Origin of the sequence: Chelatococcus sp. GCM10030263 (assembly GCF_042666455.1) — a bacterium.
Lineage (GTDB): Bacteria > Pseudomonadota > Alphaproteobacteria > Rhizobiales > Beijerinckiaceae > Chelatococcus.
The window spans coordinates 402,901-429,490 of record NZ_JBHTDB010000005.1; the positions used below are offsets into that span (position 1 = coordinate 402,901).

23 protein-coding genes are annotated in these 26,590 nt (G+C 65.1%); 14 read left to right on the forward strand and 9 right to left on the reverse strand.

From position 1 onward, the window contains the following. Nucleotides 1-178 precede the first annotated feature (178 nt). Together ACFQU1_RS12180 and ACFQU1_RS12185 are read right to left on the reverse strand one after the other, a co-directional pair. A complete protein-coding gene (locus tag ACFQU1_RS12180; RefSeq protein WP_378132806.1) occupies nucleotides 179-1,036 on the reverse strand; it encodes a transporter substrate-binding domain-containing protein in 858 nt (285 codons plus the stop codon). Between the two features lie 85 nt (nucleotides 1,037-1,121). Next, nucleotides 1,122-2,126 carry a GlxA family transcriptional regulator gene (locus tag ACFQU1_RS12185; protein ID WP_378132808.1) on the reverse strand — a complete coding sequence of 335 codons (1,005 nt, stop codon included), beginning with the start codon at nucleotides 2,124-2,126 and terminating at the stop codon, nucleotides 1,122-1,124. 82 nt (nucleotides 2,127-2,208) lie between these two features. On the opposite strand from ACFQU1_RS12185, the gene ACFQU1_RS12190 reads away from it, so the two are divergent. The 10 genes from ACFQU1_RS12190 (at nucleotide 2,209) to ACFQU1_RS12235 (ending at nucleotide 14,258) form a co-directional block, all read left to right on the forward strand. Further along, nucleotides 2,209-3,459, forward strand: coding sequence for a sarcosine oxidase subunit beta family protein (locus tag ACFQU1_RS12190; RefSeq protein WP_378132810.1), 1,251 nt, complete (start codon nucleotides 2,209-2,211; stop codon nucleotides 3,457-3,459). Between the two features lie 22 nt (nucleotides 3,460-3,481). Further along, the gene (locus ACFQU1_RS12195) at nucleotides 3,482-3,757 is read left to right on the forward strand and encodes a sarcosine oxidase subunit delta (RefSeq protein ID WP_378132812.1); all 276 of its coding nucleotides are present in this window, start codon (nucleotides 3,482-3,484) and stop codon (nucleotides 3,755-3,757) included. Further along, a complete protein-coding gene (locus ACFQU1_RS12200) occupies nucleotides 3,754-6,756 on the forward strand; it encodes a sarcosine oxidase subunit alpha family protein (RefSeq protein ID WP_378132814.1) in 3,003 nt (1,000 codons plus the stop codon). Before ACFQU1_RS12195 ends, ACFQU1_RS12200 begins: the two co-directional genes overlap by 4 nt. Beyond that, nucleotides 6,749-7,378, forward strand: coding sequence for a sarcosine oxidase subunit gamma (locus ACFQU1_RS12205; protein ID WP_378132816.1), 630 nt, complete (start codon nucleotides 6,749-6,751; stop codon nucleotides 7,376-7,378). The genes ACFQU1_RS12200 and ACFQU1_RS12205 overlap by 8 nt, the downstream gene beginning before the upstream one ends. A gap of 78 nt (nucleotides 7,379-7,456) precedes the next feature. Beyond that, nucleotides 7,457-8,320, forward strand: coding sequence for a formyltetrahydrofolate deformylase (gene purU, locus ACFQU1_RS12210; protein ID WP_378132818.1), 864 nt, complete (start codon nucleotides 7,457-7,459; stop codon nucleotides 8,318-8,320). A gap of 172 nt (nucleotides 8,321-8,492) precedes the next feature. Then, nucleotides 8,493-8,825 carry an ArsR/SmtB family transcription factor gene (locus ACFQU1_RS12215; RefSeq protein ID WP_378132821.1) on the forward strand — a complete coding sequence of 111 codons (333 nt, stop codon included), beginning with the start codon at nucleotides 8,493-8,495 and terminating at the stop codon, nucleotides 8,823-8,825. A 128-nt stretch (nucleotides 8,826-8,953) separates the two neighbouring features. Continuing rightward, on the forward strand, nucleotides 8,954-9,724 hold the full coding sequence (arsH, locus tag ACFQU1_RS12220; protein WP_378134032.1) for an arsenical resistance protein ArsH: 771 nt from the start codon (nucleotides 8,954-8,956) through the stop codon (nucleotides 9,722-9,724). Nucleotides 9,725-10,063: 339 nt separating this feature from the next. Beyond that, complete coding sequence (locus tag ACFQU1_RS12225; protein ID WP_378132823.1) at nucleotides 10,064-10,510, forward strand: hypothetical protein; 447 nt, start codon at nucleotides 10,064-10,066, stop codon at nucleotides 10,508-10,510. A 2-nt stretch (nucleotides 10,511-10,512) separates the two neighbouring features. Continuing rightward, entirely contained in the window at nucleotides 10,513-11,637 is a 1,125-nt protein-coding gene (locus ACFQU1_RS12230; RefSeq protein ID WP_378132825.1) for an exonuclease SbcCD subunit D, read from the forward strand. Then, nucleotides 11,634-14,258, forward strand: a complete 2,625-nt coding sequence (locus tag ACFQU1_RS12235) for an AAA family ATPase (protein WP_378132827.1) — start codon at nucleotides 11,634-11,636, stop codon at nucleotides 14,256-14,258. The genes ACFQU1_RS12230 and ACFQU1_RS12235 overlap by 4 nt, the downstream gene beginning before the upstream one ends. 19 nt (nucleotides 14,259-14,277) lie before the next feature. Here the strand turns inward: ACFQU1_RS12235 and ACFQU1_RS12240 are convergent, their stop codons facing one another. Further along, nucleotides 14,278-15,174, reverse strand: coding sequence for an SDR family oxidoreductase (locus ACFQU1_RS12240; protein ID WP_378132829.1), 897 nt, complete (start codon nucleotides 15,172-15,174; stop codon nucleotides 14,278-14,280). A gap of 93 nt (nucleotides 15,175-15,267) precedes the next feature. On the opposite strand from ACFQU1_RS12240, the gene ACFQU1_RS12245 reads away from it, so the two are divergent. The 3 genes from ACFQU1_RS12245 (at nucleotide 15,268) to ACFQU1_RS12255 (ending at nucleotide 17,435) form a co-directional block, all read left to right on the forward strand. Further along, complete coding sequence (locus tag ACFQU1_RS12245) at nucleotides 15,268-16,101, forward strand: helix-turn-helix transcriptional regulator (protein ID WP_378132831.1); 834 nt, start codon at nucleotides 15,268-15,270, stop codon at nucleotides 16,099-16,101. Nucleotides 16,102-16,232: 131 nt separating this feature from the next. Further along, nucleotides 16,233-16,592, forward strand: a complete 360-nt coding sequence (locus ACFQU1_RS12250; RefSeq protein ID WP_378132833.1) for a hypothetical protein — start codon at nucleotides 16,233-16,235, stop codon at nucleotides 16,590-16,592. 483 nt (nucleotides 16,593-17,075) lie between these two features. Then, nucleotides 17,076-17,435, forward strand: coding sequence for a nuclear transport factor 2 family protein (locus tag ACFQU1_RS12255; RefSeq protein WP_378132835.1), 360 nt, complete (start codon nucleotides 17,076-17,078; stop codon nucleotides 17,433-17,435). Nucleotides 17,436-17,564: 129 nt separating this feature from the next. Here the strand turns inward: ACFQU1_RS12255 and ACFQU1_RS12260 are convergent, their stop codons facing one another. The 4 genes from ACFQU1_RS12260 to ACFQU1_RS12275 all read right to left on the reverse strand — a co-directional run bounded on the left by ACFQU1_RS12260 (nucleotide 17,565) and on the right by ACFQU1_RS12275 (nucleotide 22,200). Continuing rightward, complete coding sequence (locus ACFQU1_RS12260; protein ID WP_378134034.1) at nucleotides 17,565-19,070, reverse strand: tripartite tricarboxylate transporter permease; 1,506 nt, start codon at nucleotides 19,068-19,070, stop codon at nucleotides 17,565-17,567. Nucleotides 19,071-19,072: 2 nt separating this feature from the next. After that, nucleotides 19,073-19,531: a tripartite tricarboxylate transporter TctB family protein gene (locus tag ACFQU1_RS12265; RefSeq protein ID WP_378132837.1), complete on the reverse strand. Its 459-nt coding sequence runs from the start codon at nucleotides 19,529-19,531 to the stop codon at nucleotides 19,073-19,075. Nucleotides 19,532-19,692: 161 nt separating this feature from the next. Next, the gene (locus tag ACFQU1_RS12270) at nucleotides 19,693-20,679 is read right to left on the reverse strand and encodes a Bug family tripartite tricarboxylate transporter substrate binding protein (RefSeq protein ID WP_378132839.1); all 987 of its coding nucleotides are present in this window, start codon (nucleotides 20,677-20,679) and stop codon (nucleotides 19,693-19,695) included. 387 nt (nucleotides 20,680-21,066) lie between these two features. Next, entirely contained in the window at nucleotides 21,067-22,200 is a 1,134-nt protein-coding gene (locus ACFQU1_RS12275; RefSeq protein WP_378132841.1) for a mandelate racemase/muconate lactonizing enzyme family protein, read from the reverse strand. A 184-nt stretch (nucleotides 22,201-22,384) separates the two neighbouring features. Between ACFQU1_RS12275 and ACFQU1_RS12280 the strand changes: the two genes are divergently transcribed. Continuing rightward, nucleotides 22,385-23,575, forward strand: a complete 1,191-nt coding sequence (locus ACFQU1_RS12280; RefSeq protein ID WP_378132843.1) for an alpha-hydroxy acid oxidase — start codon at nucleotides 22,385-22,387, stop codon at nucleotides 23,573-23,575. A gap of 215 nt (nucleotides 23,576-23,790) precedes the next feature. On the opposite strand, the gene ACFQU1_RS12285 is transcribed toward ACFQU1_RS12280, so the two are convergent. Together ACFQU1_RS12285 and ACFQU1_RS12290 are read right to left on the reverse strand one after the other, a co-directional pair. Next, the gene (locus tag ACFQU1_RS12285; protein ID WP_378132845.1) at nucleotides 23,791-24,864 is read right to left on the reverse strand and encodes an ABC transporter ATP-binding protein; all 1,074 of its coding nucleotides are present in this window, start codon (nucleotides 24,862-24,864) and stop codon (nucleotides 23,791-23,793) included. Nucleotides 24,865-24,915: 51 nt separating this feature from the next. After that, complete coding sequence (locus ACFQU1_RS12290) at nucleotides 24,916-26,577, reverse strand: ABC transporter permease (RefSeq protein ID WP_378132847.1); 1,662 nt, start codon at nucleotides 26,575-26,577, stop codon at nucleotides 24,916-24,918. Nucleotides 26,578-26,590 lie beyond the last annotated feature (13 nt).

Genomic DNA, 26,590 nt, shown 5'->3' on the forward strand with positions numbered 1-26,590 from the left:
CAGGCCTCTATATGAGCCATCGAAACGGAGATCCGCTCTGCACCCCGGACGGGCCCTGCCTGCCTTTAGGGGGAAGGTAGGGCCAGGGGGCCAACGGCCGGGGTGCAGAGCAGAGCCATTGCCCCTGGACACTGAGGGACAGGGAGCAACGGCGTTCCATCAAATTCACCCGCCCTCGCTAGGAGGCCGACTTCAACTTCTTATTGGTCTCGATCAGATAGGGGCTCTGCTTGATGCCCCATTTGCTCTCGAGCTCGAGCAGCTTGCCGCTCTTGTGCCAATCGACCGACATGTCCTTGAGGAGCTTGCCGAAGGGCGCGTCCATATCCTCCAGTCGGATACCGATGGCCCAGAGCTGCGGATCTTCCGAAACCAGCGGCATTTCATAGTTCGCCCATTTCGCATCGCCGCTCGCAAGGGTCGAGACGATCAGCGTATCGTCGAAGAGGAAGGCGACGCAGTTGTTGCCCTGCAAGGCGTTGAGCGCGTCGGGCACCGAGGGGAAAACCACCAATTCGGGCATGTACATCTGCGTGACGCGGCGATTGTAATAGGCACCTTGTACAGCGCAGACCTTGCGGCCCTTCAGGTCTTGCCAAGTCTTCAGATTGGCGCTCTTGGGAGCCAGCACGTTGGTAGCGCCCGCATAATAGTTGGGCTCCACCATCCCGACCACCTTGCGCCGGTCCGGTGTGTCACCCATCGTCGCCAAGACCATGTCGATCCGGCCTTGTTTGAGGAATTCCATCCGGTTCGCCGCGACGACCGGAATCATCTCCAACTTGACGCCGATCTTGTCCGCGACTGCCTGGGCCAAGTCGATTTCCAGCCCGACGATTTTGCCTGACGGCTCCAGGAAGCCCCATGGCTTGTAGTCGTTCTTGACGCCGACTGTCAGGACGCCTTTTTCCTTGACCTTGGCGAGCGTGTCCTGGGCGCGTGCGGGCAGAGAGCTGAGCGTGGCGGCGCAGGCGAGCGCCAAGGCGAGCAGCGGTTTTAGGCCGGCCAAAGACTTCATGGCGATCAGAGATTTCATGACGTCGTTCCCCGTGTTTTCTGATCGCCTAGAGTTCCGGCCCGAGGGCCATATGATTTGTCGCCATGCGACGTTTTCTTGACGGTTAGCGCCAAAGCGGGCCGTGCGGCGCGCGCTCGGTGCGCGGCGAATGACCGAAGCGGCCGCGATAAGCGCGCGAAAAGTGGCTCGCGCTGGTAAAGCCGCAGGCAAGGCCCGTTTCCAGTACCGATAGACTTGTCTGTCGCAGCAGGTCGCGGGCACGCTCGAGCCTTAGAGCGAGATAATGCTCGCCGAGCGAACGGCCGAGATGCAGACGAAAGAGTCGCTCCAACTGCCGCAGCGACACGCCGGCCATACGCGCCAGCTCCTCCCGCGACAGCGGGTTCTCCAGATTCTGCTCCATGCGTCCGACGACGCGCAGGAGCGGCGCATGGCTGATGCCGAGCCGCTCGCGCAGCGGCATGCGCTGGGGACCTTCTCCCTGGCGGACATGGGTCTGCAGGAACCATTCGCTGACCGCGATCGCCAGCGCGCTGCCGTGCTCGCGGGCGATGACGGCATGCATCATGTCGAGCGGGGCGGTGCCGCCGCTCGACGTCAAGCGATCCCGGTCGATCTCGTACAGCGAACGGCGCAGGTCCAAGTCCGGATAGTCCTCGAGGAAGGCCGGCGCATGCTCCCAGTGAATGGTGAAGCGGTAGCCGGACAGCACATTGGCACGCGCCAGGACATAGGGACCACCCGAAATGCCGCCGAGTTTGACGCCGCGGCGCGCCAGTTGCCGGAGCCAGCCGAAAGTCGGCGGGTGCTGGAAGCCCGCCGGATTGCCGCCGGCGCACACGAAAACATAGTCGAAACGCATCTCGTTGCCGACGCCGCAATCGGCATCGATGCTGATGCCGTTCGAGGCCGGCGCGGGCGTGCCATCGATCGAGATATGGCTCCAGCGATAGAGCGCGCGCCCGGAAAGGCGGTTGGCGGCACGCAGCGGCTCCACGGCCGAGGCGTAAGCCAAAAGCGCAAAATCGGGGATCAGCAGAAAGCCGACATGGGCCGGTCCCTCTCGGTCCTTGTCGCTCATGGTCAAGCTGGCGTCGCTGGCAGTCACGTCGACCAGCCTATGTCCGGCAATGTCAGGTTGACAAGTCTGGCACGCTTCAGTGCCCGGCCATAGCTCCGGATCCAAGCCGATGCGCTATTCAATCTTCTCGCTCGCGGCGCAGACGCTGGCCGGCCATCGAGGTTGGAAGCCGGCCTGGCGCGACGCCACGCCCAAGCCCGCATACGACGTACTGGTCATCGGCGGTGGCGGGCATGGGCTCGCAACAGCCTACTACCTCGCCAGCCAGCACGGCATCACCAATGTCGCGGTCATCGAGAAGAGCTATATCGGCTCCGGCAACGTCGGTCGGAACACGACGATTATCCGCTCCAACTATCTGCTGCCCGGCAACACGCCATTCTATGAGTGGTCTTTGAAACTGTGGGAGGGGTTGGAGCAGGACATCAATTACAATGCCATGGTGAGCCAGCGCGGTGTGCTGAATCTCCACCATTCCGACGCGCAAAGAGACGCCTTTGCGCGGCGCGGCAATGCGATGCGGCTCGCGGGTGCCGATGCGGAGTTGCTCGACCGCGAGCAAGTTCGTGCCATGGTGCCCTTTCTGAACTACCAAGATGGCCGCTTCCCGATCGAGGGGGGATTGCTGCAGAAGCGCGGCGGCACCGTGCGGCACGATGCCGTCGCCTGGGGCTATGCGCGCGCCGCCGATCAGCGCGGCGTCGACATCGTGCAGAACTGCGAAGTCACAGCGCTGACGATCGAGGGTGGGCGCATTACCGGCGTCGAGACCACGCGCGGCGCGATCCGTGCCGGGAAAGTCGCGCTCGCCGTCGCCGGCAACTCCTCGCGGCTCGCCAGCATGGCCGGAATGCGCCTGCCGATCGAAAGCCACGTGCTGCAGGCCTTCGTTTCGGAAGGCGTGAAGCCCTTGATCGACACGGTCGTGACCTATGGCGCCGGCCATTTCTACATCAGCCAGTCCGACAAGGGCGGGTTGGTGTTCGGCGGCGACATCGACGGCTACAATTCCTACGCCCAGCGCGGCAATCTGCCGGCAGTCGAAGACGTGATGGAATCGGCTGTCGCCTTGTGGCCCGGCGTCAGCCGGCTGCGCCTGTTGCGCCAGTGGGGCGGCATCATGGACATGTCGATGGACGGCTCGCCGATCATCGACCACACGCCTGTCCAGGGCCTCTATCTCAATGCCGGCTGGTGTTACGGCGGCTTCAAGGCGACGCCGGCATCAGGCTGGTGCTTCGCTCATCTGATCGCGCGCGACGAGCCGCACCCGGTCGCCACCTCCTACCGCCTCGACCGGTTCGCGACAGGCCGCGTGATCGACGAAAAGGGCGTCGGCGCCCAGCCGAACCTGCACTGACCGGGCCCAGGATAACTTTCCCATGCGCATGACCTGCCCCTGTTGCGGCACCCGCGACATCCAGGAATTCACCTGTCTCGGCGACGCCAATCCCAGGCGTCCCGACGGGCTCGAGACGACCGAGGCGGCAATGTTCGACTATGTCTACCAGCGCGACAACCCGGCCGGGCGCCATCGCGAGCTCTGGTATCACGGTGCCGGTTGTCACAGCTGGCTGGTGGTGACGCGCGACACGCTGAGCCATGCGATCGAGGCCGTCGAGCCGGCGAAGGCGCAGGGCAGGGGAGTGGCGGCATGAGGCGCTCGCAGCCTTTCCGCCTGAGCGACCGTGGACTGATCGACCGCAGCCGTCCCTGTTCCTTCCGATTCGACGGTCGCCATTATCAGGGGTTCGCCGGCGACACACTGGCCTCGGCCCTGCTTGCCAATGGCCTTAGTCTCGTCGGCCGCTCGTTCAAGTATCACCGCCCGCGCGGCATTCTCTCGGCTGGACCGGAAGAGCCGAATGCCCTGGTCGAACTGCGCACCGGCGCGCGGCGCGAGCCCAATACACGCGCCACTGTTGCGGAGCTGTTCGACGGACTCGAGGCGAAGAGCCAGAACCGCTGGCCCTCGCTCGATCTGGACATCCTGGCGATCAATTCCCTTGTTGGCCCGGCGCTGACGGCAGGCTTCTACTACAAGACCTTCATGTGGCCGGCGAGCTTCTGGGAGAAGGTCTACGAGCCCCTGATTCGCCGCGCGGCCGGACTTGGGCGGGCAGCGGGGCTCGCGGACCCCGACCATTACGAGAAAGCCTTCGCCTTCTGCGACGTGCTGGTCATCGGCGGCGGGCCGGCCGGCTTGGCGGCGGCCTTGGCGGCGGGTCGGACGAGCGCCCGCGTCATCCTCTGCGACGAGGATTTTTGTCTCGGGGGCAGGCTGCTTGCCGAGCAGCGCGAGATCGACGGGCGGCCTTCGGGCGAGTGGATCGCCCAGGCCTTGGCCGAGCTCGGCAGCCTTCCGGACGTGCGCGTCATGCCCCGCACGACGGTCTACGGGGTTTTTGACCACGGCACCTACGGCGCGGTCGAGCGGGTCGCGGACCATCTGCCCAAGCCGCCGGCCCACCAGCCGCGCCAGCGCGCCTGGCGCATCGCCGCTCAACGTGCCGTATTGGCGGCCGGGGCGATCGAGCGGCCGATCGTCTTCGCGGGCAATGACACACCCGGCGTCATGCTGGCCGGCGCGGTACGCAGCTATATCAACCGCTATGGTGTGCTGCCGGGGCGCGAGGCGGTGGTCTTCACGGCAGGCGACGATGGCTGGGCGACGGCACGGGATCTCGCGGCCGCCGGAGCACGCGTTGCCGCGATCGTCGATGCGCGCCCGCAGATCGACGCGGCGCTGACGGCGCTCGCCGGCCGGATCGGCGCGCGCCTGTTCACCGGAAGCGTCGTCACCAGCGCCACCGGTGGCAAGGCGCTGAGCCGCATCATGATCCGCAGCGCCGCAGGGCGCGAGGAGCCGCTCACCTGCGATCTGCTCGCCGTCTCGAACGGCTGGAACCCGACCCTGCACCTGACCTCGCACCAGAACGCCCGGCCAGTCTGGGACAACGACATCCACGCCTTCGTGCCCGGCCCGAGCGCCAGCGGTCTGGTGCCCGCTGGCCTGAGCGTCGCTGGCAGTGCCGCGGGACGTTTTGCCCTCGCACAGGCACTGGCCGATGGTGCAAGGCTCGGTGCTGAGGCGGCGGTGGCCTGCGGCTTCTCATCGCCACCACAAATCCCTCTGCCGAAGACCGAGCCGGAAGCTACGGGCCTCGCGCCGGTTTGGCGCGTCAAGGGCGGCAAAGGCAAGGCCTTCGTCGACTTCCAGAACGACGTTACCGATACGGATGTCGAACTCGCCGCGCGAGAGGGCTTCAAGCCGGTCGAGCATCTGAAGCGCTACACGACGCTCGGCATGGCGACCGACCAGGGCAAGACCTCGAATATCGCCGGGCTCGCCATCATGGCCGAGCAGACCGGTCAGACCATCCCCGCGACGGGCACGACGATTTTTCGACCGCCCTACACGCCGGTCGCCATCGGTGCGCTCGCCGGCCATCATCGCGGCCGGGACTTCAGGCCCATCCGACTGACGCCCACCCATCAATGGTCGAAGGATCAGGGCGCCGTCTTCGCCGAGGCGGGGCTGTGGATGCGGGCGCGATATTATCCGCGGCCCGGCGAGGGCGACTGGCTCGCCACCGTCAACCGCGAGGTGCTCGCGGTGCGCAACGGGGTCGGCATCTGCGATGTTTCGACGCTCGGCAAGATCGACATACAGGGTGGGGATGCGGCCGAATTCCTCGAGCGCGTCTATATAAACGGCTGGAGGACGCTTCCCGTCGGCAAGGCCCGCTATGGGTTGATGCTACGCGAGGATGGCTTCGTCATGGACGACGGCACGACCTCGCGACTGGATCAGACGCATTTCCTGATGACGACCACTACGGCCAATGCGGCCAAAGTGATGCAGCACCTCGAATTCTGCCATCAAGTGCTGTGGCCGCAGCTCGACGTGCGCATGGTGTCCGTCTCCGAGCAATGGGCGCAGGCGGCGGTTGCCGGGCCGAAATCCCGGGAGGTGGTGCGCGGCGTGGTCGATGCCCAGCACGACCTCTCGAACGAGGCCTTCCCCTATCTCGCGGCGCGCGCGGTGACGGTCGGCGGCGGCATCCCGGCGCGGCTGTTCCGCATCTCCTTCTCTGGCGAACTCGCCTATGAACTGGCGGTGCCGGCCGACTACGGCGACGCGATGATGCGGGCGCTGATGGCGGCGGGTGAGCCGCATGGCATCACCCCCTATGGCACCGAAGCGCTCGGCGTCATGCGCATCGAGAAGGGCCATGTCGCCGGCAACGAGCTCAACGGCCAGACCACGGCGCGCGATCTCGGCTTCGGGCGCATGATGTCGTCGAAGAAAGACTTCATCGGCCGCGTCATGGCGGGCCGCGAAGCGCTGGTCGAGGCCGAGCGGCCGAGCCTGGTCGGCTTCCGGCCGGTGGATCCACGCCAACGCTTGCGCGCAGGTGCGCATTTCGTCGGCCTGGGCAAGCCGGCGGCGATGGAACATGACGAAGGCTATATGACCTCGGTGGCCTTTTCGCCGGTGCTGAAACACTGGATCGGCCTCGGCCTCCTGAGAAATGGGCCGCTGCGGCTCGGGGAGCGCATCCGGGCGGTCGATCCCTTGCGCAACGGCGACATCGAGGTCGAGATCTGCCATCCGGTCTTCGTCGATCCCGAAGGAGTGCGCCTCAATGGCTGACGCTGCGACGACTTCCGGCTGGACGCCGCGCGGGCCCTGGGCCGACATCCTGCCCGCCGGGCAGCTTGGTGCTTCGGGCAAGCCCGGCATCGCGATCGCACCCCGCGAGCGACTCGGGATCGCCAGCCTGATCGTCTCGGACGGCGGCCATGCGGCATTGGCTCAGGCGGTGAGCTCCCGTTTCGGCCTTGAGCTGCCGTTGACGCCGCGCGCCGTTTGGTCGGCCTCCCATGCCGTCGTCTGGGCGGGCCCTGGACAATGGATGCTGGTGGCTGAGCGCAGGCTTGGCTTGGCCGACGATCTGCAGTCACTGTCCGACGTCGCAGCGGTTGCTGATCAGAGCGACGGCCGCGCCGCGCTCAGGCTATCGGGTCCAAGCGTCCGCTCCGCCCTGGCCAAAGGTTGCATGCTCGATCTGCATCCCCGCGCTTTCCCGACAGGCGCGGCCGCCTTGACGCAGATCGGGCATGTCGGCGTACATTTCTGGCGTGGCGCCGACGCGCCTGATGGCTCGGTGTTCGAGATCATGGTGGCGCGCAGCATGGCCGGCAGCTTCTGGTCCTGGCTCTCCGCCTCGGTGGCCGAGTTCGGCTGCGCGGTAGCAGCACCGGGCCCAAGTTGAGCGCAGCGCATCGCGGCCCGTTTCCACGCCACTTCCCGTCCCATCGTAGTGAAGGGCCGCCCGCCGGCGGCATCAGCCATGCCCGAGCGCACCGCCATTCTCACCTTGTCCTGCCCCAACCGCCCCGGCATCGTCGCCGCCGTTTCGACGCTGCTGTTCGAGGTCGGCTGCAACATCCTCGACGCCCAGCAGTTCGACGACACCGAGACCGACCGCTTCTTCATGCGCGTCGTCTTCAATCGCTTGGACGAGCGCCATAGCCATGCCGACATCGCCGGCGCGGTGCGTGAACTGGCCGAGCAGTTCGGCATGGAGTTCACGTTGCGCGAGCGTGAGGCGAAGAAGCGGGTCATGTTGTTGGTATCGAAGTTCGACCATTGCCTGGCCGATCTGCTTTATCGTTGGCGTATCGGCGAATTGCCCATGGACATCACCGCCATCGTCTCCAATCACGGACGCGACAGCATCGCCTCGACCGATATCGGTGATCTGCCGTTCCATCACCTACCGGTGACGCGCCATAGCAAAATGGAGCAGGAAGCCCAGATCTGGCGGTTGGTGCAGGAGACGGGCACCGATCTTGTCGTGCTCGCGCGCTACATGCAGATCCTATCGGATGCGTTTTCGGCCAAGCTCTCCGGCCGCTGCATCAACATCCATCATTCTTTCCTGCCCGGCTTCAAGGGCGCCAAGCCCTATCATCAGGCGCATGAGCGCGGCGTCAAACTGATCGGCGCAACGGCGCATTACGTCACGCCGGATCTCGACGAAGGTCCGATCATCGAACAGGACGTCGAGCGCATTTCCCATCGCGATACGCCGGGCGACCTGGTGCGCAAGGGTCGCGACATCGAGCGCCGTGTGCTGGCCCGTGCCGTGCGGCATCACCTCGAAGACCGGGTCGTGCTCAACGGCAAGAAAACGGTCGTCTTCACCGATTGATAGCCTGCATCTCTTCGGGCCGGCAGTCGCTGCCGCAATCGATCCCTGCGATGCTCCGTAGAACGGCCGCGAGACAGCGTGGCTTGCAGGAAATGTCACGAGGTGAAGCTTAATTTCGATGATAATGGAAATAGCGGTTGACCTCTCAATCGCGCAACGGTAGCGTATTTCCATGAAGGTCGAACAAGCAGCTACGCAGCTTGAAGCCCTCGGCAACTCAACCCGCCTGCAGGTCTATCGGACCTTGGTGCGAGCTGGCGATGCCGGATTGCCTGTCGGGCGACTGCAAGACAAGCTGGGAATCGCAGCCTCGACGCTCTCGCACCACCTGCATCGGCTCATTCTGACCGGCCTTGTGACGCAGGAGCGCCAGGCGACCACGCTGATCTGCCGTGCCAACTATCCGGCGATGAACAGCCTCGTCGGCTTCCTGGTGGACGAATGCTGCGTCGACGGGCCGTGTGCGCTCAATCAGGGAGAGGCTGCGCCGGCCGAGAGGTCCTGAGGGATGACCTCGAGCCGCCGGTGAGAGCACCTGAGCTTGCCGGCATCACCGAAACGGGAGCGCGCGACGACGCTCGCGCGCTCAGAGATCGACAAAGCCGCCAGCCGAGGGTGGGCGGAGGAGAGCATATGAGAGTGCGAATATTGCCGGATCCAGACCTGCTGCCCGCCCTTGAGAAAGGTTACGCCTCTCGGCGCCTGACGATCGGCCTTCCGACGGCTGATTTGGACCATCCTCCACGTATCCTGTTGCTCTACGGCTCTCTGCGTGAACGCTCGTACTCCCGCCTCGTCGTCGAGGAAGCGGCTCGCCTTGTCCGGTTCTTCGGCGCCGAGCCACGCATCTTCGATCCTTCTGACCTGCCGTTACCGGATCAGGTAAAGGGCGACGATCATCCGGCGGTGCGGGAATTGCGGGAGCTTTCCATGTGGTCGGAAGGGCAGATCTGGTGCAGCCCGGAGCGTCACGGTCAGATCACTGGAGTCATGAAGGCGCAGATTGATCATTTGCCGCTCAACAGCGGTGGAATGCGCCCGACGCAAGGCCGCACGCTCGCCGTCATGCAGGTGTGCGGCGGCTCTCAGTCCTTCAATGCCGTCAACACGCTGCGACTGCTCGGACGCTGGATGCGTATGTTCACGATCCCCAACCAGTCGAGCGTTCCGAAGGCTTTCCAGGAGTTCGACGAAGCCGGGCGAATGAAGCCATCGAGCTACTATGAGCGGATTGTGGACGTCGTGGAGGAACTCGTCCGCTTCACCGTCCTGCTTCGCCCTCACGTCGCAACGCTGACGGATCGCTATTCGGAGCGCAAGAAGGCGCCCGGTCCCGCAAGCGATGTCACGACCGATCTGTCGGCGATCGCAACCGCTCATCAACGGCAAGGGGCTTCCGCGTGATCGGCGGAAGCGTGCGTGGCGCCGATCGAGAGCCGGAAGACCCTGATCCTATCGGCGCATCGCACGGGGGGAGTTCCTCGAAGTCGAGCCAGGTCAACCGTGAAGCGCTCAGCCGCTAGCTCGAAGTAGCCGGCCCACGATGAGCCGTGGCAGGAGGCGGTTTCTTCCTGATCATCATCCGACCATGCTCGAAAATGTCCACACGCCATGTCGTTGGATTGCTGTACGGGCTTGTGTGACCTGCCGGGACGCTATCCACCGGTGATCGGCCGCCCTGACGACGGGAGGTCTTCTTAAGCTTGCAAAAATTCGCTACGCTCTCCTTTGGGGAGTACACTAATGGAATTGAATGGAATTTATAATACAGCTGAGGATGATTGTGTTCTTGGTGAGAAAATCGAAAGTCCTGCGATCGTTGCAAACGTCGCAACCAGCTTTACCTATGCGTCCTATCAAAATGCGATTCCGGTTGTCCGATCGATTCTGATCGAGAACAACAGCGATCAGCATAACGAGAACTGTAAAGCCGAGCTGACGTCTTATCCGTCTTTCCTGAGACCTAAGTCGCGGGCAGCTGATCGGCTGATACCCGGGGACAGGCTCACCTTGGCCGATCGGAAGGTCGAGCTCGACGCCGGCTATTTTGCGGGCCTCAACGAGGCGGAACGCGGCGAGATCAGGCTGCGCCTTTCCGCGGGAGGCGAGGTTTTCGACGAGCAGCGCCTGCCCGTCTGGCTGCTCGCGCGGGCTCACCAGCATATCGCAACAACTCATCAATCCGGATAGGCATGTTCCGTTTCATCCATACGAGCGATCTGCATCTCGGCAAGCGCTTCGGCAATTTCTCCGGCGATCTGCCGAGCCGGTTGCGCGAAGCGCGGCACATGGTGATCGCGCGTCTTGCGCAGCGCGCGCGGGAACAGGGCGCGACGACGATCCTGCTCGCCGGCGATACATTCGATACCGAGACGCCGACGCCGGATGTCCGGCGGCAGGCGCTCGCGGAGATGGGGCACCATGCGCCGATCCGCTGGGTGGTCCTGCCCGGCAACCACGATTCGCTGCAGGCGACACAGCTTTGGACGACGCTGATAGCGGAGGCGCCGGAGAATGTCGTCTTGGCCGTCGATGCCCGGCCGATCGAACTGGCGGCGGACGCCGTGCTGCTGCCGGCACCCTGCACGACACGGCGGCCCGGCCGCGACCTGACCGAATGGATGGACGGCGAAGGGACGCCTGAAGGAACCATCCGCGTTGGACTCGCGCATGGCGCGATCCGGAGCTTCTCGGAGGAAGGAAACGCCTCCGAGATCATCGCACCGGACCGGGCTCGGCGCGCAGGCCTCGACTATCTGGCACTCGGCGACTGGCACGGCGCGCTCGAAGTCGATTCTCACACGCGCTACAGCGGCACGCCCGAGCCCGACCGATTCAAGCATGATCAACCCGGTGGAGCTTTGCTGGTGCGCATTGCCGGTCCCTCTTCCTTGCCGGAGGTTACGCCGCTGGAGACGGCCAGTTTCGCTTGGCTCAGGCTCGATCTCCACCTGCTCGATAGCGACGATCCCGTGGCGGCGCTGGAGGCCCTGTTGCCGGAGCCCAGGCACCGTCGGCAGACGCTTGCCCGCGTGGTGGCGACCGGACGCAGCCGGCTGCCGAAGCGCACCGCCCTGGCGGGGGCGATCGAGAGCGCGGCGCCGGATTTCGCATTCTTGGAACTCGATGACGCCAGCCTCGCGACGGAGTGCGAGGCAGACGACCTCGACATGATCGATCGTGCTGGGGCGTTACGCGAAGCCGCGAACGTGCTGCTTGCCGAGGCCAGGGATGAGAGCCGCTCCGCCGCTGATCGCGACATCGCGCGTGCCGCGCTCGCTCGGCTCTATTCCTATGCGCAGGCGGTTGCGGCATGAAGATCTCGGCGCTGCGCCTGTTCAATGTGAAGCGTTTCGCCCGCCGCGGTGTCGCGATCGAGGGGATCGGCGACGGCGTCAACGTGCTTTGCGCCGTCAACGAGTTCGGCAAGTCGACGAGCTTCGAGGCGCTCCATGCGCTGTTCTTCCAGCGGCATTCGGGCACGCCCGATCCGATCAGAAAGCTGCGGCCTTACAGCGGCGGTAATCCGCTGGTGGAGGCCGATATTACGACCGCAGAAGGCCGTTTCCGCATCGCCAAACAATACTATGGCGGCGGATGGGCGCGGGTGACCGACCTCGCCTCCGGACAGCTTGTGGCCCAGGCAGACGAAGCCGAGAATTTCATCGCCCGTCTGATCAAAGGCGGCACGGCCGGGCCGGCCGGCCTGCTCTGGGTGAGGCAAGGCATCACGGGCATCGAAAAGCGTAGCGGATCCGAGGAGGAAGGCGAGAAACAGATCCGCCGAAGTCTCGTCGAATCGGTCCAGGGCGAGGTCGAGGCCATCACCGGCGGTCGGCGCATGGCCGAGATCATGGCCGCCACGCAAGAGGCTCTTTCGGAGCTCCTCACCGCCACCGGCAGGCCGAAGGCCGGCGGGCGCTACGCCGCCGCTATCGCCGAGCGCGACAGGCTCGCTGCTGACGAACAGGAGCTCTCGGACGAAGTCGCCGCCTTGCGCGCGGCGCTGGACAAACGGTCGTCGGCTATGAAGCGGCTCGTTGAACTCGACAGGGCCGAGGACAAACAGGAGCGGCGCAAGGCGATTGAGACGGCGCAGGCGGCGTTCGACACAGCCAAGACGCATAGCGAAAAGCTCAAGACGGCCGAAGCCGAACTGAAGCTCGTTCGCGAACGCCGGGATGGCGCCGATCGGGAGCTCAAGGCGTTCCGCGCCGCCCTGGAGAAGGCCAAGGCGTTGCAGCGAGGGCTGCAGGAGGCCGAGCAACGCCGCAGTGAAGCGCTTGGCAGACGCCACGCCACCGAGGCGGCGATCGAGAAGACACGGGCCGACGTCGCGGCGGCGGAGGCCGAAGAACAGGCGATGCGCGACCTGCTCGCTCGTCTTGATGCGGCATTGAAGGCGCGCGAGGCGTCGGAGCGCCTCATTGAGTTGAAGGAACGGCTGAGGGAGGCAGAAGCCACCCGCCAGGCGCTGGAGGAGGGCGAAGCGAAGCTCGCCCTCGTGAGGATCCCGCCGAGCGCCATCGACGAGCTTCAGGCTCTCGAAGTCGAGCTCGCCCGGCTGCGCGCCGTCGAAGCGGCTGCGCGCTCCTCGGTCGTCATCGCCTATGAGAACGATGCGGCTGCCCCTGTGACAATGGACGGTAGCCCGCTTACGGATGGCGAAGAGCGCGGCTTTGACGGGCAGGCGCGGCTTTCCGTGCCGGGCATCGGCACGATCACGCTGCGGTCCAATCGCCCGGCGCGTCGCGACGGTCGCCTGGAACAGGCCGAAGAGAAACGGCGCACGCTGCTTGCCGCGATGGAGGTCGCAGACCTCGCTGCCGCGCGGGCGCGGCAGGTGCGCGCGCAGCAGATGGAGGCCGAACTGCGCGAGCTTCGAGGCCGGCTGTCGCTGCTTGCGCCGGAGGGCCTGGCCAAGCTCCGGGAGGAGGTCGAGGCGCGCAACGCGACCGGCGCCGAGGCTCTCGAACTGAAGGAGGATCCGGCGCAGGTCCGGTCCTCACTCGCCGAAGCCGAAGAGCGGCGGAAGAACGCGAGGCAGGCCCTGCGAGAGACGGAGCCCCTGCGGGAAGGCGCAGGCGAAGCCTTCGTTGCGGCTGAGATAGCCTTGGCTTCGCTAAAAGCCGACCACGCGCAGGTCGAGGCCATTCTTGGGGCCCATGAGGAGCGCGACGAACGCGAACGCATCTTGTCGAAAGCGCTGGACGAGTTCGACCGGGCACTCGCTAAGGCTGAGGCACATGCGGACAAGCTGCGCGCGGCGGCCGCCGACCTCGACTCCGCCGAGGCGGCGTTGAAGCGTGTCCGCTCGGTCGCGGAGGCCGCCGAGATTGAGGTGAATTCCCTCCGTGAAACCATTGCCGGCCTGAACGCTGAGATTCGCGCGCGGTCCGATGAGGCCGTGGAAGAGAAATGGCGCGAGACCGCCGAGGCGCTCTCTGCGGCGACCGCCCGCGTTGCAGCTTTCGACAAGGAAGTGGCTGTCTCGCAGCGGCTGGCTGCGGCACTGGAGGCTGCCCGGTCGGACGCCCGCGAGCTCTATCTCAAGCCCGTCATGGCCGAGCTGAGGCCACTTCTCCGGCTGCTGTTCGACGACGTCTCGATTACCTTCGACGACAAGACGCTCTTGCCCCAGACGCTCCTGCGCAACGGCCAGGAGGAGGAGGTCGATCGCCTGAGTGGAGGCATGCGGGAGCAGCTCTCGGTGCTGACGCGTCTGGCCTTTGCGCGGCTGCTCGCCCGCGACGGGAGGCCGGCACCGGTGATTCTGGACGATGCGCTCGTCTATTCCGACGACGACCGCATCGAAAAGATGTTCGACGCGCTCCACCGGCAGTCGAGAGACCAGCAGATCATCGTCTTCTCTTGCCGCCAGCGCGCCTTCCAGAAGCTTGGGGGAAACATTCTTCAGATGACCGATTGGCAGCCGTAAATCGCTCTTCCCACAAGCGTCAGTCTTCGGCCATGTGCAGCCGTTCAAGATCGGCGATCAGCCCCGGCCCGGTCGGTTGCCATCCGAGCGTCTTGCGCGTCTGCTCACTCGACGCGGGCATGTCGAGACCGGCGAACATTGCGAGCCAGCCGAAAATGTCCTGAACCTCGTCCCGCGCGACGGATTTCACCGGCAGGTTCAGCCGCCGGCCGATGGCTTCCGCGATTGCACGCATCGGCACACCTTCCTCCGCGACCGCATGATATTTCGCGTTGGGCTCGGCCCTTTCGATCGCCAGCCTGTAGAGGCGGGCGACGTCGAGAACATGGGCCGCCGGCCAGCGGTTGAGTCCCTCGCCCACATAGGCGCACACGCCCTTCGCGCGATACATCTCGATCGCCGGCGTGATGAGACCCTGCGTGACCGGATCATGAACCTGCGGCAGGCGCACCACCGACACGTTCACGCCATCCGCGGCGACCGCGGCAGCGGCCTCTTCCGACGCGGCACGGGGATGCGTGTCGGAACCGACAATCGGGTTGTCTTCCCTGGCCGGCTCGCCGGGCACGGAATTGGCGATGCCGGTTCCGGAGGTCACGATGAGCGGCCGATCGGAGCCGGCGAGGACGGAGCCGAGTGCCGCGATGACACCGCGGTCATCCTCGCAGTTCTGCACAAATCTCGAAAAATCATGGTTGAAGGCGAGGTGGATGACGCCGTCCGAACGCGCGGCAGCGTCCTTCAGGCTATCCGGGTCCGCGATCGATCCACGATAGGGCTCGGCGCCGGTGGCAGCGAGGGCCGCGGCCTTCTCTTCCGAGCGGTAGAGGCCGATCACTTGATGGCCCGCCGCGATCAGGTCCTTGACGACCTTCGAGCCGATGTTTCCCGTAGCACCAGTAACAAACACACGCATGAGCAAAGTCTCCGGCTTTCGTCGGCGACAAATCTGTGCTCATGTTTTATTCTGGTAAAGTAGTGAGATTATCATATTAAGATTGCTAACAGGATGACCGACCTTCTTGCCTCCGAGAATGCGCTCGGAATCTATCTGAGGGACCGGCGCATGAAGCTCGACCCGGCCGCTCTCGGCTTTCCCTCAGAGCGCCGCCGCACGCCCGGCTTGCGCCGGGAGGAGGTGGCGCAGCGCGCCAATATCAGCCCGACCTGGTATACATGGCTCGAACAAGGGCGCGGCGGTGCGCCTTCGGCCGACGTGCTCGACCGCATCGCGCGCGCGCTGATGCTGACCGACGTCGAGCGCGAGCACCTGTTCCTTCTGGGCCTCGGCCGCCCGCCGGAAGCGCGCTACCTGAAGAACGATGGCGTGACGCCGCGTCTGCAGCGCGTGCTCGATGCGCTCGACCCCAGCCCCGCCCTGATCCGGACCGCGACCTGGGATGTCCTGGCCTGGAACCGGGGGGCCACCGCGATGCTGATGGATTATGGATCGCTGCCGCCGGAACAGCGCAACATCCTGCGTTTCATCTTTCTCGACCCGCGGGCTCGCGCGGCCCAATATGACTGGGAAAGCGTGGCGCGCTTCGCACTGGGCACGTTCAGGGCGGATGCGGCCCGCGCCGGCGCGGCGGCGGAGGTGGAGCCTCTCGTCGACGAACTCTGCAGCCTGAGCCCGGAATTCAAGGCGATGTGGGCCGAAAATGACGTGCGGAGCGGCCGACACGAGGCCGTCAAGCACATCCGCCATCCGGTGCTCGGTCCGCTCGCCTTCGAATATTCGGCTTTCGCGGTCGACGGCCGGACCGACCTGGCGATGGTGGTCTACAATCCGGCGACGCGAGAGGATGTCGACCGGATCAAATCCCTGATGGGCGAAGGATAAGCGCATGGCGACACTTTCCGCTTTTGGGCGGGAGGTGCGATGCCGCGAGGGGGCTGGTCGGTCTCTTAGTATTTCCGAATTGCTATCTGATGACGACGCAGCTAATACGCTCCACGGTTGGGGGAGAATTCATGACGAAGCTGCCATTCGTTACTGCTGCAATTACCCTTTTCGTGCTCGCCGGCTGCGTGCATCCCGAAGCAAAGCGGCGAATAGAACAAGCGCAAGCGTGTAAGGCAAAGACTTTTACCAGTTCATCCGATCGGGCTGAATGCATCATAGCTGCCGAAGCGGGGCTACCTATGGACTCTTTGCGCGTACGTCGGTTCGCAGTTTTGCGTGCGCTTGCTCAGAAGGTGGATGCTGGGGAAATCACGCAGGCAGAGGCCGACAGAGAATACGAGAATTGGCTTGAAGACAGGCGGCGCGAAGAACGAGCCAAGCAGATGGGACGGGCTGCTATGTTTGGGGCAATGGCCGGGGTGCACTAAGCATTGCGCTACCGATATCGTCGTCTTCGTCGCACGAGCCTTGCCGTGCCGCATTCTCGTCTCGGTCTTCGCCAAGGCGCCGCACCTGATGGCGGGCCGGCTATTTGATGCCTTTTCGCTGGGCGTCGGGCTCTTGGCTCGCGCCAGTCGCTCCGGAGGTCAAGACCGGCCGCCGCGGATGAGGGAGAGCTGATACAAGCTGCATGCCGACTGCTGCGAGGTGAACTGGCGAGGTGAACTGGCGACGTCGGACTTTGATGATCGAAGCGAGGGCCTGCCTCTCCCTGCCTCTCCCTGTCCCTCACCACCCGCGCAAGTCCCGTGGCACTGTCGGTCTCCTGCCTTTGATCCCTAATTTATAATATGATAATAACAAACTGCCCGTCGGTCGGTAAGCGCATCGCGCGACCTGCCGCGGGCGGGGCTGGAACTCCCGCAGGGGCCTAATGCGCGGGAGGCGGCAATCAGGCTTAAGGGAGCGCCATGTCTCGATCTGCAGCTCTCGGGGAGCGGGTCCTCGAATATTTCCGGCTTGTCGACCAGGCACGCCTCGACGAGATGTACGACATGTACACCGACGACATTTTCTATAAGCGGGCAGGCGTGGAGCCGATCATCGGCAAGGCCGCGTTTATCGCCTTCTTTCAGGGGCCGCGCGGGATCGATCGCGTTCGGCACGAGATGAAGGTGGTGGCGGTGGAGGGGAACTGCGTCGCGGTTGAGGGGCGCGCCCGGGCGACACTTCTATCGGGCGGCAGCTTCGACAGGCAGATCGCGGAGTTCTTCTGGTTCGACGGCGACCGCGTCTCGCGGCGCCATGGCTATGTCGACGCGGCGCTCTGACCCCGATTGAAATTCAGCGCCTCCGACGAGTCGAGGCGCCCATAAACTGAACAGACAACGAGGCGGGCGCGGCCTGCCTTTTCGCGCGCCCTCAAGCGGCAGCGGTTCACGCAGGCCTGCAGCGGCTCGTCAGTCCTCTTCCTGGAACGCGACCTCACGCGTTCGCCGGAAGGCGGGCACCAGCACCAGCACCAAGCACCCGCCAGCGACCAGCAGCAGGGTCAAGCTGATCGGCCGGTTGACGAAGATCATCGGGTCGCCGAAGGAGACCTGCATGGAACGCCGCAGGTTCTCTTCCATCAGAGGGCCGAGCACGAAGGCGAGCAGCAGGGGCGCCGGCTCGCAGTGCCATTTGATGAACAGATAGCCGAAGAAGCCGAAGATCAGCAGCAGGTAGACGTCGATCACGCTGCTGTTCACCGTGTACACGCCGATGCAGCAGAACACGAGGATCATCGGATAGAAGATGTGGTAGGGCACCTGCAGCAGCAGCGTCCAAACGCGGATCAGCGGCAGGTTGATCACCACCAACAGGGCGTTACCGACCAGCATGGAGGCGATCAGGCCCCAGAAGATCTCCGGGTTACTGGTGATGACCCGCGGTCCGGGGGTGATCCCGTGAATGAGCAGCGCGCCGGCCATGAGTGCCATGAGCGCATTGGATGGAATACCGAGCGTCAGCAGCGGGATGAACGAGGTCTGGGCGCCGGCGTTGTTGGCGGCCTCCGGCGCCGCAACGCCTTCGACCGCGCCCTTGCCGAAGCGATGGGGCTCCTTGGACACGCGCTTCTCGATCGAATAGGCGGCAAACGAGCTCAACATGGCTCCGCCACCCGGCAAAATGCCGAGGATTGAGCCGATGATGGTGCCGCGCATCGCCGCCGGCCACGATCGGCGGAAATCATCACGCGTCGGCCAAAGATTGCTGACCTTCTTCTCGATCACCGACTGATGCTGGACTTTCTCGAGATTGCGGATGATCTCGCCGACGCCGAACAGGCCCATGGCGAGCGGAATGAAGCCGATGCCGTCGAACAAGCCGGGAATGCCGAGCGCCATGCGCAGCGAACCCGACTCGACGTCGGTGCCGACGCAGCCGAGCAGCAGGCCGAGCACGATCATGGCGAGCGCCTTCAGGATCGAGCCGTGCGCCAGCACGATCGCGGCGATGAGGCCGAGCACCATCAGTGAAAAATATTCCGCCGGGCCGAACATCAACGCGAGCTGCGAGATCGGCGGCGCAAACAGCGTGATGACGAAGGTGGCGAAGACGCCGGCGAACAGCGAGGCGAGCGCGGCGACCGCGAGCGCCGGTCCTGCCCTGCCGCGTCGTGCCATCTGGTGGCCGTCGAGGCAGGTGACGACCGAGGAGTTTTCGCCCGGCATGTTGATCAGGATCGCAGTCGTCGAGCCGCCATACTGCGCGCCGTAATAGATGCCGGCGAGCATGATCAGCGCCGAGACCGGCGGCAGATAGAAGGTGATCGGCAGCAGGATGGCGATCGCCGAGAGCGGACCGATGCCCGGCAGGACGCCGATCAGCGTGCCGACCAGCGTGCCTACGAGGCAATACAGGATGTTGCCCGGCTGCAGCGCGATCGAAAAGCCGTGAAAGAGAGCAGAAAAACTGTCCAGCATCAGCGCACGAGAGCCATGGGCCAGATCTGCATGGGCAGACCGAGCGCGATGGGGAAGACGAGGACGATGAAGGCCGCCATGCCGATCGCGAGAAGCACCGCTTCATAAAAGCGTGTGCCGCGATGCGCGAGGCAGGCGACGAGCACCGTGCCAGACACGGCAATGATAACGCCGAGGTGGAAGATCGCGAGCGCAAAGAACAGGATGCTCGCGAGCACGAAAAACATCTGCCGCGGAAACCAGCGCTCGAAGACCTCGCCCTCCCGGGCAAAGCCCTGCAGGATTATGGCGAGACCGAGTGCGATCTCGATGAAGACGAGTAGGCGCGGGAAAAACCCTGGACCCATGGCCGCCACCGTGCCCGGGTTGAGCGGCCAAGCGAGGATGAGCGCGAATATGGCGATGGCCACGAGGGTGATGCCCACCAAGACGTCGTTCAGGTTCTTGACGTGAGGCATGATGTTCTACTGGGGCGCCGGAGACCGGCCGGAACGTGTTCGACGGGAGCTTGCCGCCTTTGCGAGGCGGAAGACGCTCCAGTCGGGCGATGCTTGCAGAGCCGGCTGCCCGGAAAACGTCCCGGGCAGCGGCCTTCGCATTTCGTGCTTTCAGCCTCGCGTCAGATGCGGATCTTCGCCTCACGCACGACTTCCTCGACCACCACACGCCAGTTCTCCAGGAACGCTGTGAAGTCGGCGGTGGAGCTGCCGACCATATAAGTGCCCTGACCGGCGAGCTTGTCGTAAGTGGACGGGGTTTTGGTGGCCTGCGCCACCGCCTGCTGCATCTGGGCGATGATGTCGGCTGGGGTGCCGGCGGGCGCGAAAATGCCGCCCCAGTCGGCGTGATTGGCCTTGGGCAGCCCCAGTTCGGCGAGTGTCGGCACGTCCGGGAATTCCTTCAGGCGCGTATCATTGCCGACCGCGAGCAGGCGGACCTTGTCAGCCTGGATCATTGGGTTGAGGGTCGAGACGTTCAGCACCGCGAGGTCGATCTGTCCCCCGACGACGTCGCGCGCGATTTCCGGCGCCAAGCGATAGGGGATGTTGACGAACTTGACGCCCCCATAGAGCTGGATCGCTTCGACGACGATGTGCGGCACGCCGCCGACGCCCGAGGTGCCGTAGCGGATACGGCCCGGATTGGCTTTGGCGTAGTCCATGAGTTCCTTGAAAGTCTTCCACGGCGAGTCCTTAGCCACCGAAATGGTCTCGGGGTATTTCACCATCTGGGTGACGGGCAGGAAGTCTTTGGCGTAATTGATCGGCACGTCTTTCATCAGCAGCGGAGTGACGAGCTGCTGCAGGCCGTTCATCAGGAAGGCGTAGCCGTCACGCGGCAGCGCGAGCACGGCCTGCGCGGCGACAAGCGAGTTGCCGCCGGTGCGGTTCTCGACGACCATCGGCTGCTTGAGGATTTCCGCGACTGCCTGGTAAGTGATGCGCGTTGCGATATCGCCACCGCCGCCCGGGCCGAAGCCGGTGATGATTTGGACGGGTCTGGTCGGCCAGGCCGTCTGAGCCTGCGCACCCATCCGTCCCGCCGCCAGCACCATAGACGTGGCGAGGGTCATCTTCAGCGCATCGCGCCTTCCAATCGTCTTCATTTCGATCTCCTCCCGAACTCTAGCGAGCGGCGCGTTCCCATGATGCGCCCTATTTTTTTGAGCACGCCTACGACATGCCTAGCTTCCGCCGTCCCCCGGCCCAGTGTGCCGTGCGGGAGGGGGCCAGGCTGCATAGATAATTTCATAATACTAATGTGTCGCACCCCGCTGTCAACCCGACTGGCGAAGTATTCGCCGGGCGGCCGGCTCGGATTGATCGCCGCCGCGCGGGTGAGGGCCACGCGCTGCTGCTCGCCGCCGGAGAGCTGTGCTGTATAGACGTCGACCGGCGCGACAGCTTCACCTTCGAACAGCGCGGGCCTTGACCGTTCTACGATTTCGCCCTGCACCACCAGCGGGCCATGCCGCCTGCGACTTCTCGACGGTCTATGAAGCGCGGAAGCGCTCGAGCGCGGCGCGATCAATTTCGATGCCGAGCCCCGGCCCGGTGGGGATCGTCACGACACCTCGCCTGTGCTCGATCGGCTCGGCGAGGACCGCCTGCCGGATCGGATGCTCGGTGCGGTCGAACTCCAGTATCGGCTCGATCGGCGAGAGCGAGGGCGGCGTGAAAGCTGGCACAACCGCGAGGAGCTGCAGCGACGCTGCCATGGCGACCCCGGAGCCCCAAACATGCGGCAGGCAACGCATGCCGTAGACCATCGCCATGTCGGCGATCTTCTTGCACTCGGAAATGCCGCCGGCGGAGCAGGTGTCGGGCTGCAGGATGTCGAGTGCGTTGCGGGCGAAGATGTCGCGCATGCCGTAGCGGGTGAACTCGCATTCCCCGCTGGCGATCGGCATCGTGAGCGCGTCCCGCACCCGCTGGTGGCCGGCGATGTCCTCCGGCGGGACCGGCTCCTCGAACCAGCCGATGTCGAGTTCCTCGATCATCCGGCCGAGACGGATCGCCGCGACCGCGTCAAAGGCATGATTGGCGTCGATCATCAGCCCGATGTCGGGCCCAATCGCCTCGCGCACCGCACGCACCGCGCGTGCATCCCGGTCGACGCCGAAGCCGACCTTCAGCTTCACCGCATGGAAGCCATCCGCGACATAGCTCGCAGCCTCCTCGGCGAGATATTCGACGTGATCGTCGCGCTGGCGGCCGTAGAGGCCGGTGGCATAGGCCTTGATCTCGGTGCGCAGCGGCCCGCCCAGCAGGCGGTGGACGGGCTGATTGAAGAACTTGCCCTTGAGGTCCCACAGCGCGATGTCGATGCCACTGAGGCTCTGGATAACCACGCCCTTCTGGCCGTGGTCGCGGTAGCGGGCATAGACCTCCTGCCAGATCCATTCGGTGCGTAGCGGGTCCTGGCCGATCAGCAGCGGGGCGATGGCCTCGACCACGGCCGAATTGATTCGCGCTGGGCCGTAGCACTCGCCCCAGCCAACGAGGCCCTCGTCGGTCTCGATCTCGACGAGCATGGACGTGCGCGTCGAGTACCAGGCCCGCGAATAGGCGAAGGGTTCGGCCAGCGCCGCTTCCAGCACGTGCGTCCTGACTTTGTTGATCTTCACACTCGCCCCTTCCTGCGCCTTATCAGCACCTGTGGACCTTCTGTGTCCATTTAGATAATATTATAATATAATAAAGGCAACCGCATCCGGGGCTCGCTCCCGTGCGGCGGCCTCTGGAGTTGGGCGGGACCAAGCCGCCTCATGTAAAACCGAATGCAGCGGCGAATACCCGGAGTTTCGACAGATGAAGATAGACAAGGCGCTTACCGTCGAGGACCTGCGCAAGGCCGCCAAGCGCCGATTGCCGCGCATCGCTTTCGACTTCATCGAAGGCGGCGTGGATTCGGAGCACGGGATCGCCCGCAACGAGCGTATATTCAGCCAGTGCCGCCTGCTGCCGCGCTACTTCGTCGACGTCTCCAAGCGCAGCCAAAAGACGACGATTTTCGGCAAGACCTATGATAGCCCCTTCGGCTTCTCCCCGACCGGCACCCCCGACCTGTGGCGCCCGGGGGCGGAGGGCCTGCTCGCCCAGACCGCGGGCGAGCTCAACATTCCCTTCCTGCTGTCCACGGCCGGCAACAATACCGTGGAGAAGGCGGCGCGGTTGGCGCGCGGGAATCTCTGGTTTCAGCTCTACACCACGCGCGACCGGGCGATCGCCGACTCGCTGATCGGCAGGGCGAAGGACGCCGGCGTCGAGACCCTGGTCGTCACCGCCGACGTGCCGGTCGCCCCCAATCGCGAACGCAACATGCGCAACGGCTTCTCCCGGCCGCTCCGCAAGACCCTGTCGCTGGTGCTCGACGGCATGCGGCATCCATCCTGGACGTGGAATTACCTGCGCACCGGCGGCATGCCGCTGATGGGCAGCTTCGCGGCCTATGCCCCGCCGTCGGCCACGCCCGACGAGGTCGCCGATTTCTTCGGCACCCAGCTTCCCACCCCCGACCAGACCTGGCGGGACTTCGAGCACCTGCGCAAGATGTGGCCGGGTCACCTGGTCATAAAGGGCATCCTGCATCCGGAGGACGCGCGGCGCGCGGCGGAGATCGGCGCCAACGGCATTTATGTCTCCAATCATGGCGGCCGCCAGCTCGACGGCGCCCCATCGCCGCTCGAAGTGCTGCCGGCCATACGCGAGGCGGTTCCCGGACAGACGATCGTGATGGACAGCGGCTTCCGCCGTGGCTCGGATATCATCATAGCGATGGCGCTCGGCGTCGACGTCGTGCTGCTCGGCCGCGCGCCGCTGTACGGCGTATCGGCCTTCGGCCGCGAGGGTGCGCGCAAGTTGGTTTCGATCCTGCGCCGGGAGATCGACCTCAACCTCGCCCAGATCGGCTGCCCGGACATCAATGCGCTCGACGAGAGCTTCGTCGTCCCGCCGCCCACCATCCGCTTCGGCAACGGGCGCCCGACCTTCCAGTCGTAAGAGGGCGGCGAGGTGGTTGCGCCTTGCCTTCGTCGGCCGCCTCAGAACACCGAACCAGGTGGCGCCAGCGTCGCGGTGCCGAGGCCGTGCCGGTCGATCTCCTCGCGCGTCGCTCACATCGCCGAGGTGGCGGGGCCGACGGCGATAGCCGCCGGCGCCAGCGCACGGGTGTTGCTTGAGCGGGCGGCATTCGACATGGAGCTCATCCAATCCGTTCAGGTGCCCGGCGCGAACAGGTGCATCTGCGTGAGCTCGGTCGAGAGCCGCAGGCTGTCGCCGGGCTTCTCGGCCCGGTAGCCCGGCAGGGTCACCGTCTGCGGTCCGATCGGCGTCGTGACGATAAATTCGGTCCGGTCGCCGAGGAACATCAACGATTCTATGGTGCCGGGAAGCCCCCGTCCGCCGTCGCCATGCGCGCACCAATATTCCGGCCGCACGAGGCATGAGGCCGAGCGGGCGCTCTCGCCGGGCAGCGCGGCGCCACGGGCGAGGACGAACTGGCCGTCGGCGGTGCGGACCTCCATGGCCTTGCCGGTGATGTCGATGACGCCGGGGAAGATGTTAGCCTTGCCGAGGAAGCCCGCAACATAGTGGTTGACCGGCTTGCGGTAGATGTCCGCCGGCGCGCCCTCCTGCACGATGCGCCCGTCGCGGAACAGAAAGATGGTGTCAGCGAGCGACATCGCCTCTTCCTGGTCGTGGGTCACAAATACCATCGTGGCATTGGTCAGGCGCTGCAGATCCTTCAGCTCCTTGCGCATCTCGGCGCGCAGCTTGGCGTCGAGGTTGCTCAGCGGCTCGTCGAGCAGCATCAGCCGCGGGCGGCTGGCCACACAGCGGGCGATGGCGACGCGCTGCTGCTGGCCGCCGGAGAGCTGGGTCGCGCCCCGATCGCGCATCGCTCCGAGGCCGACGAGCGCCAGAGTCTCGTCCACCCGGCGCGTCACCTCCGCAGGCGGCAGCCCGCGCGCCTTGAGCGGCAGCGCCACGTTCTCGAACACCGTCATATGCGGCCAGATCGCATAGGACTGGAACACCATGCCGAGGTCGCGCTTCTCCGGCGGCAGGTTGATGCGCTGCCGGTCGCAGAAGACAGGCATGCCCTGGATCAGGATCTGGCCGGAGTTGGGGTGCTCGAGCCCCGCGATGCAGCGCAGTGTCGTGGTCTTGCCGCAGCCGGAAGGGCCGAGCAGCACGGAGATCGCCTCCGAGCGGAACCGCGTGGTCAGATCATCGATGACCGCCGGGCCGCCGTAGGACTTGTTCAGCTTATTGATCTCAACACTCATATCGGGGTGACACCTCCGGAGCGGCGGCGGGCATGTGCGGGTGCGCGGCCCTCATGCGGCGACCCCGGCGGCCGCCCCGCGGCGCGACGCCAGCAGGCTGACCGCCTGCATGATCAACACGCCGACCACGAGCTGAAGAATGGACAGCGAGGCGACGCGAGAAAAATACCCAGCGAACCAGCTATCGAAGGTCAGGATCGAGAAGGTGCGGGTGTCGGCGTTGTAGAGCATCATCACCATCGACAGCTCGGTCATGAAGATCGAGTAGAGCAGCACCCAGCTCGATACGATGCTCGGGCGGATCAGCGGCAGGGTGATCCGCCCCACCGTCCGCGCCGGGCCGTAGCCGCTGATGCGCGCGCTTTCCTCAAGCTCGGGATGGATCTGCACCAGGCTGCCGGAGATGGTGCGCACGGCATAGCCGGTGAAGCGGCCGATAAAGCCGATGATGATCAGCCACACGGTGGCGGCGATGTCGAAGGGCAGACGCAGCCAGAACGCCGCCACCCCGATGCCGAAGGCGATACTCGGCACCGACAGCGGCATAAGCACGAGATATTCCAGGAGCTTGCGCCCCCTGACCGCTGTGCGGCACGACAGCCAGGCGATAGCGATGCCGAGCACCGAGCCGAGCGTCGCCGCCATGATGGCGATGATCAAGCTGTTCTTCAGCGTGTCGTGCACGTCCGACGAGTTCCAGAGGAACGCGTAGTGCTGGGCAGTGAACACGCCGGACCAGGCATAGGTCGAGAGCGAGGCCACGGCGATGACCAGCACCGGAATGATCACGGTGAGGGCGATGTAGAGCGCGACCAGGGCGAAGATTACGAAGCGCATCGCCCCGAGCTCGATCTGCCGCGGTCGAAAGCCCTTGCCCGTGACGGTGATGAAGCTGCGCCCCCTCAAGAGCCGCTGCTGCAGGAACACCGCCAGCAGCGAGAGCGCCATCAGGTAGATCGCCAGCACCGCCATGACGCCATAGGCGGGCGGCACCTGCTGCGACTCGAGATAGATGCGCGACGTCAGGGTGAGGATCTGCCGCGCCCAGCCGAGCAGCACCGGCGTTCCGAACAGGCCGATGGCGATGACGAAGGTGAGCACCGCGGCCGACAGCACGGCCGGCGCGATCACCGGCAGGGTGATGGTGAGCGCGACCCGCCAGCGGCTGAGGCCGGCCACCTGCCCGACCTCTTCCATGCTCGGGTCCATGCTGCGCAGCGCGCTGGCGATGATCATCAGCGCATAGGGTGCCATATAGATGCCGATCACCCATGTGATGCCGACGATGGAATAGACGTCGAGGAACAGCGGTAGCCCGACCACGCCGAGCGCCACGTTGCCCAGCCCGATGCGCGGCGCCGCCAGCAGGATCCAGGCGAAGGCGCCGACGAAGGGCGGGATGAAGATCGGCAATATCGCCAGGCGCTCCAGCAGCGCCGCCGCCGGGGTGTTGGTGCGCACCAGCGCCCAGGCGAGCGCAATGCCGATCACGGTCGCGACGATGGTGGCGCCGATCGACACCACCAGCGTGGTCGCGAGCGACGACCAATAGGGCCAATGCGTCATGACCTGGACGAAGTTGTCGAACCCGAACCGCCGCCCCTGCGGCCCGGGAATCGTGAACGCGTCGAAGAACACGGAACAGAGCGGCAGCACGACCAGCACCACGAGCAGCAGCGAGACCGCCGCCAGGACGAGATGTCGAGACTTCATGATCGATCCGGTA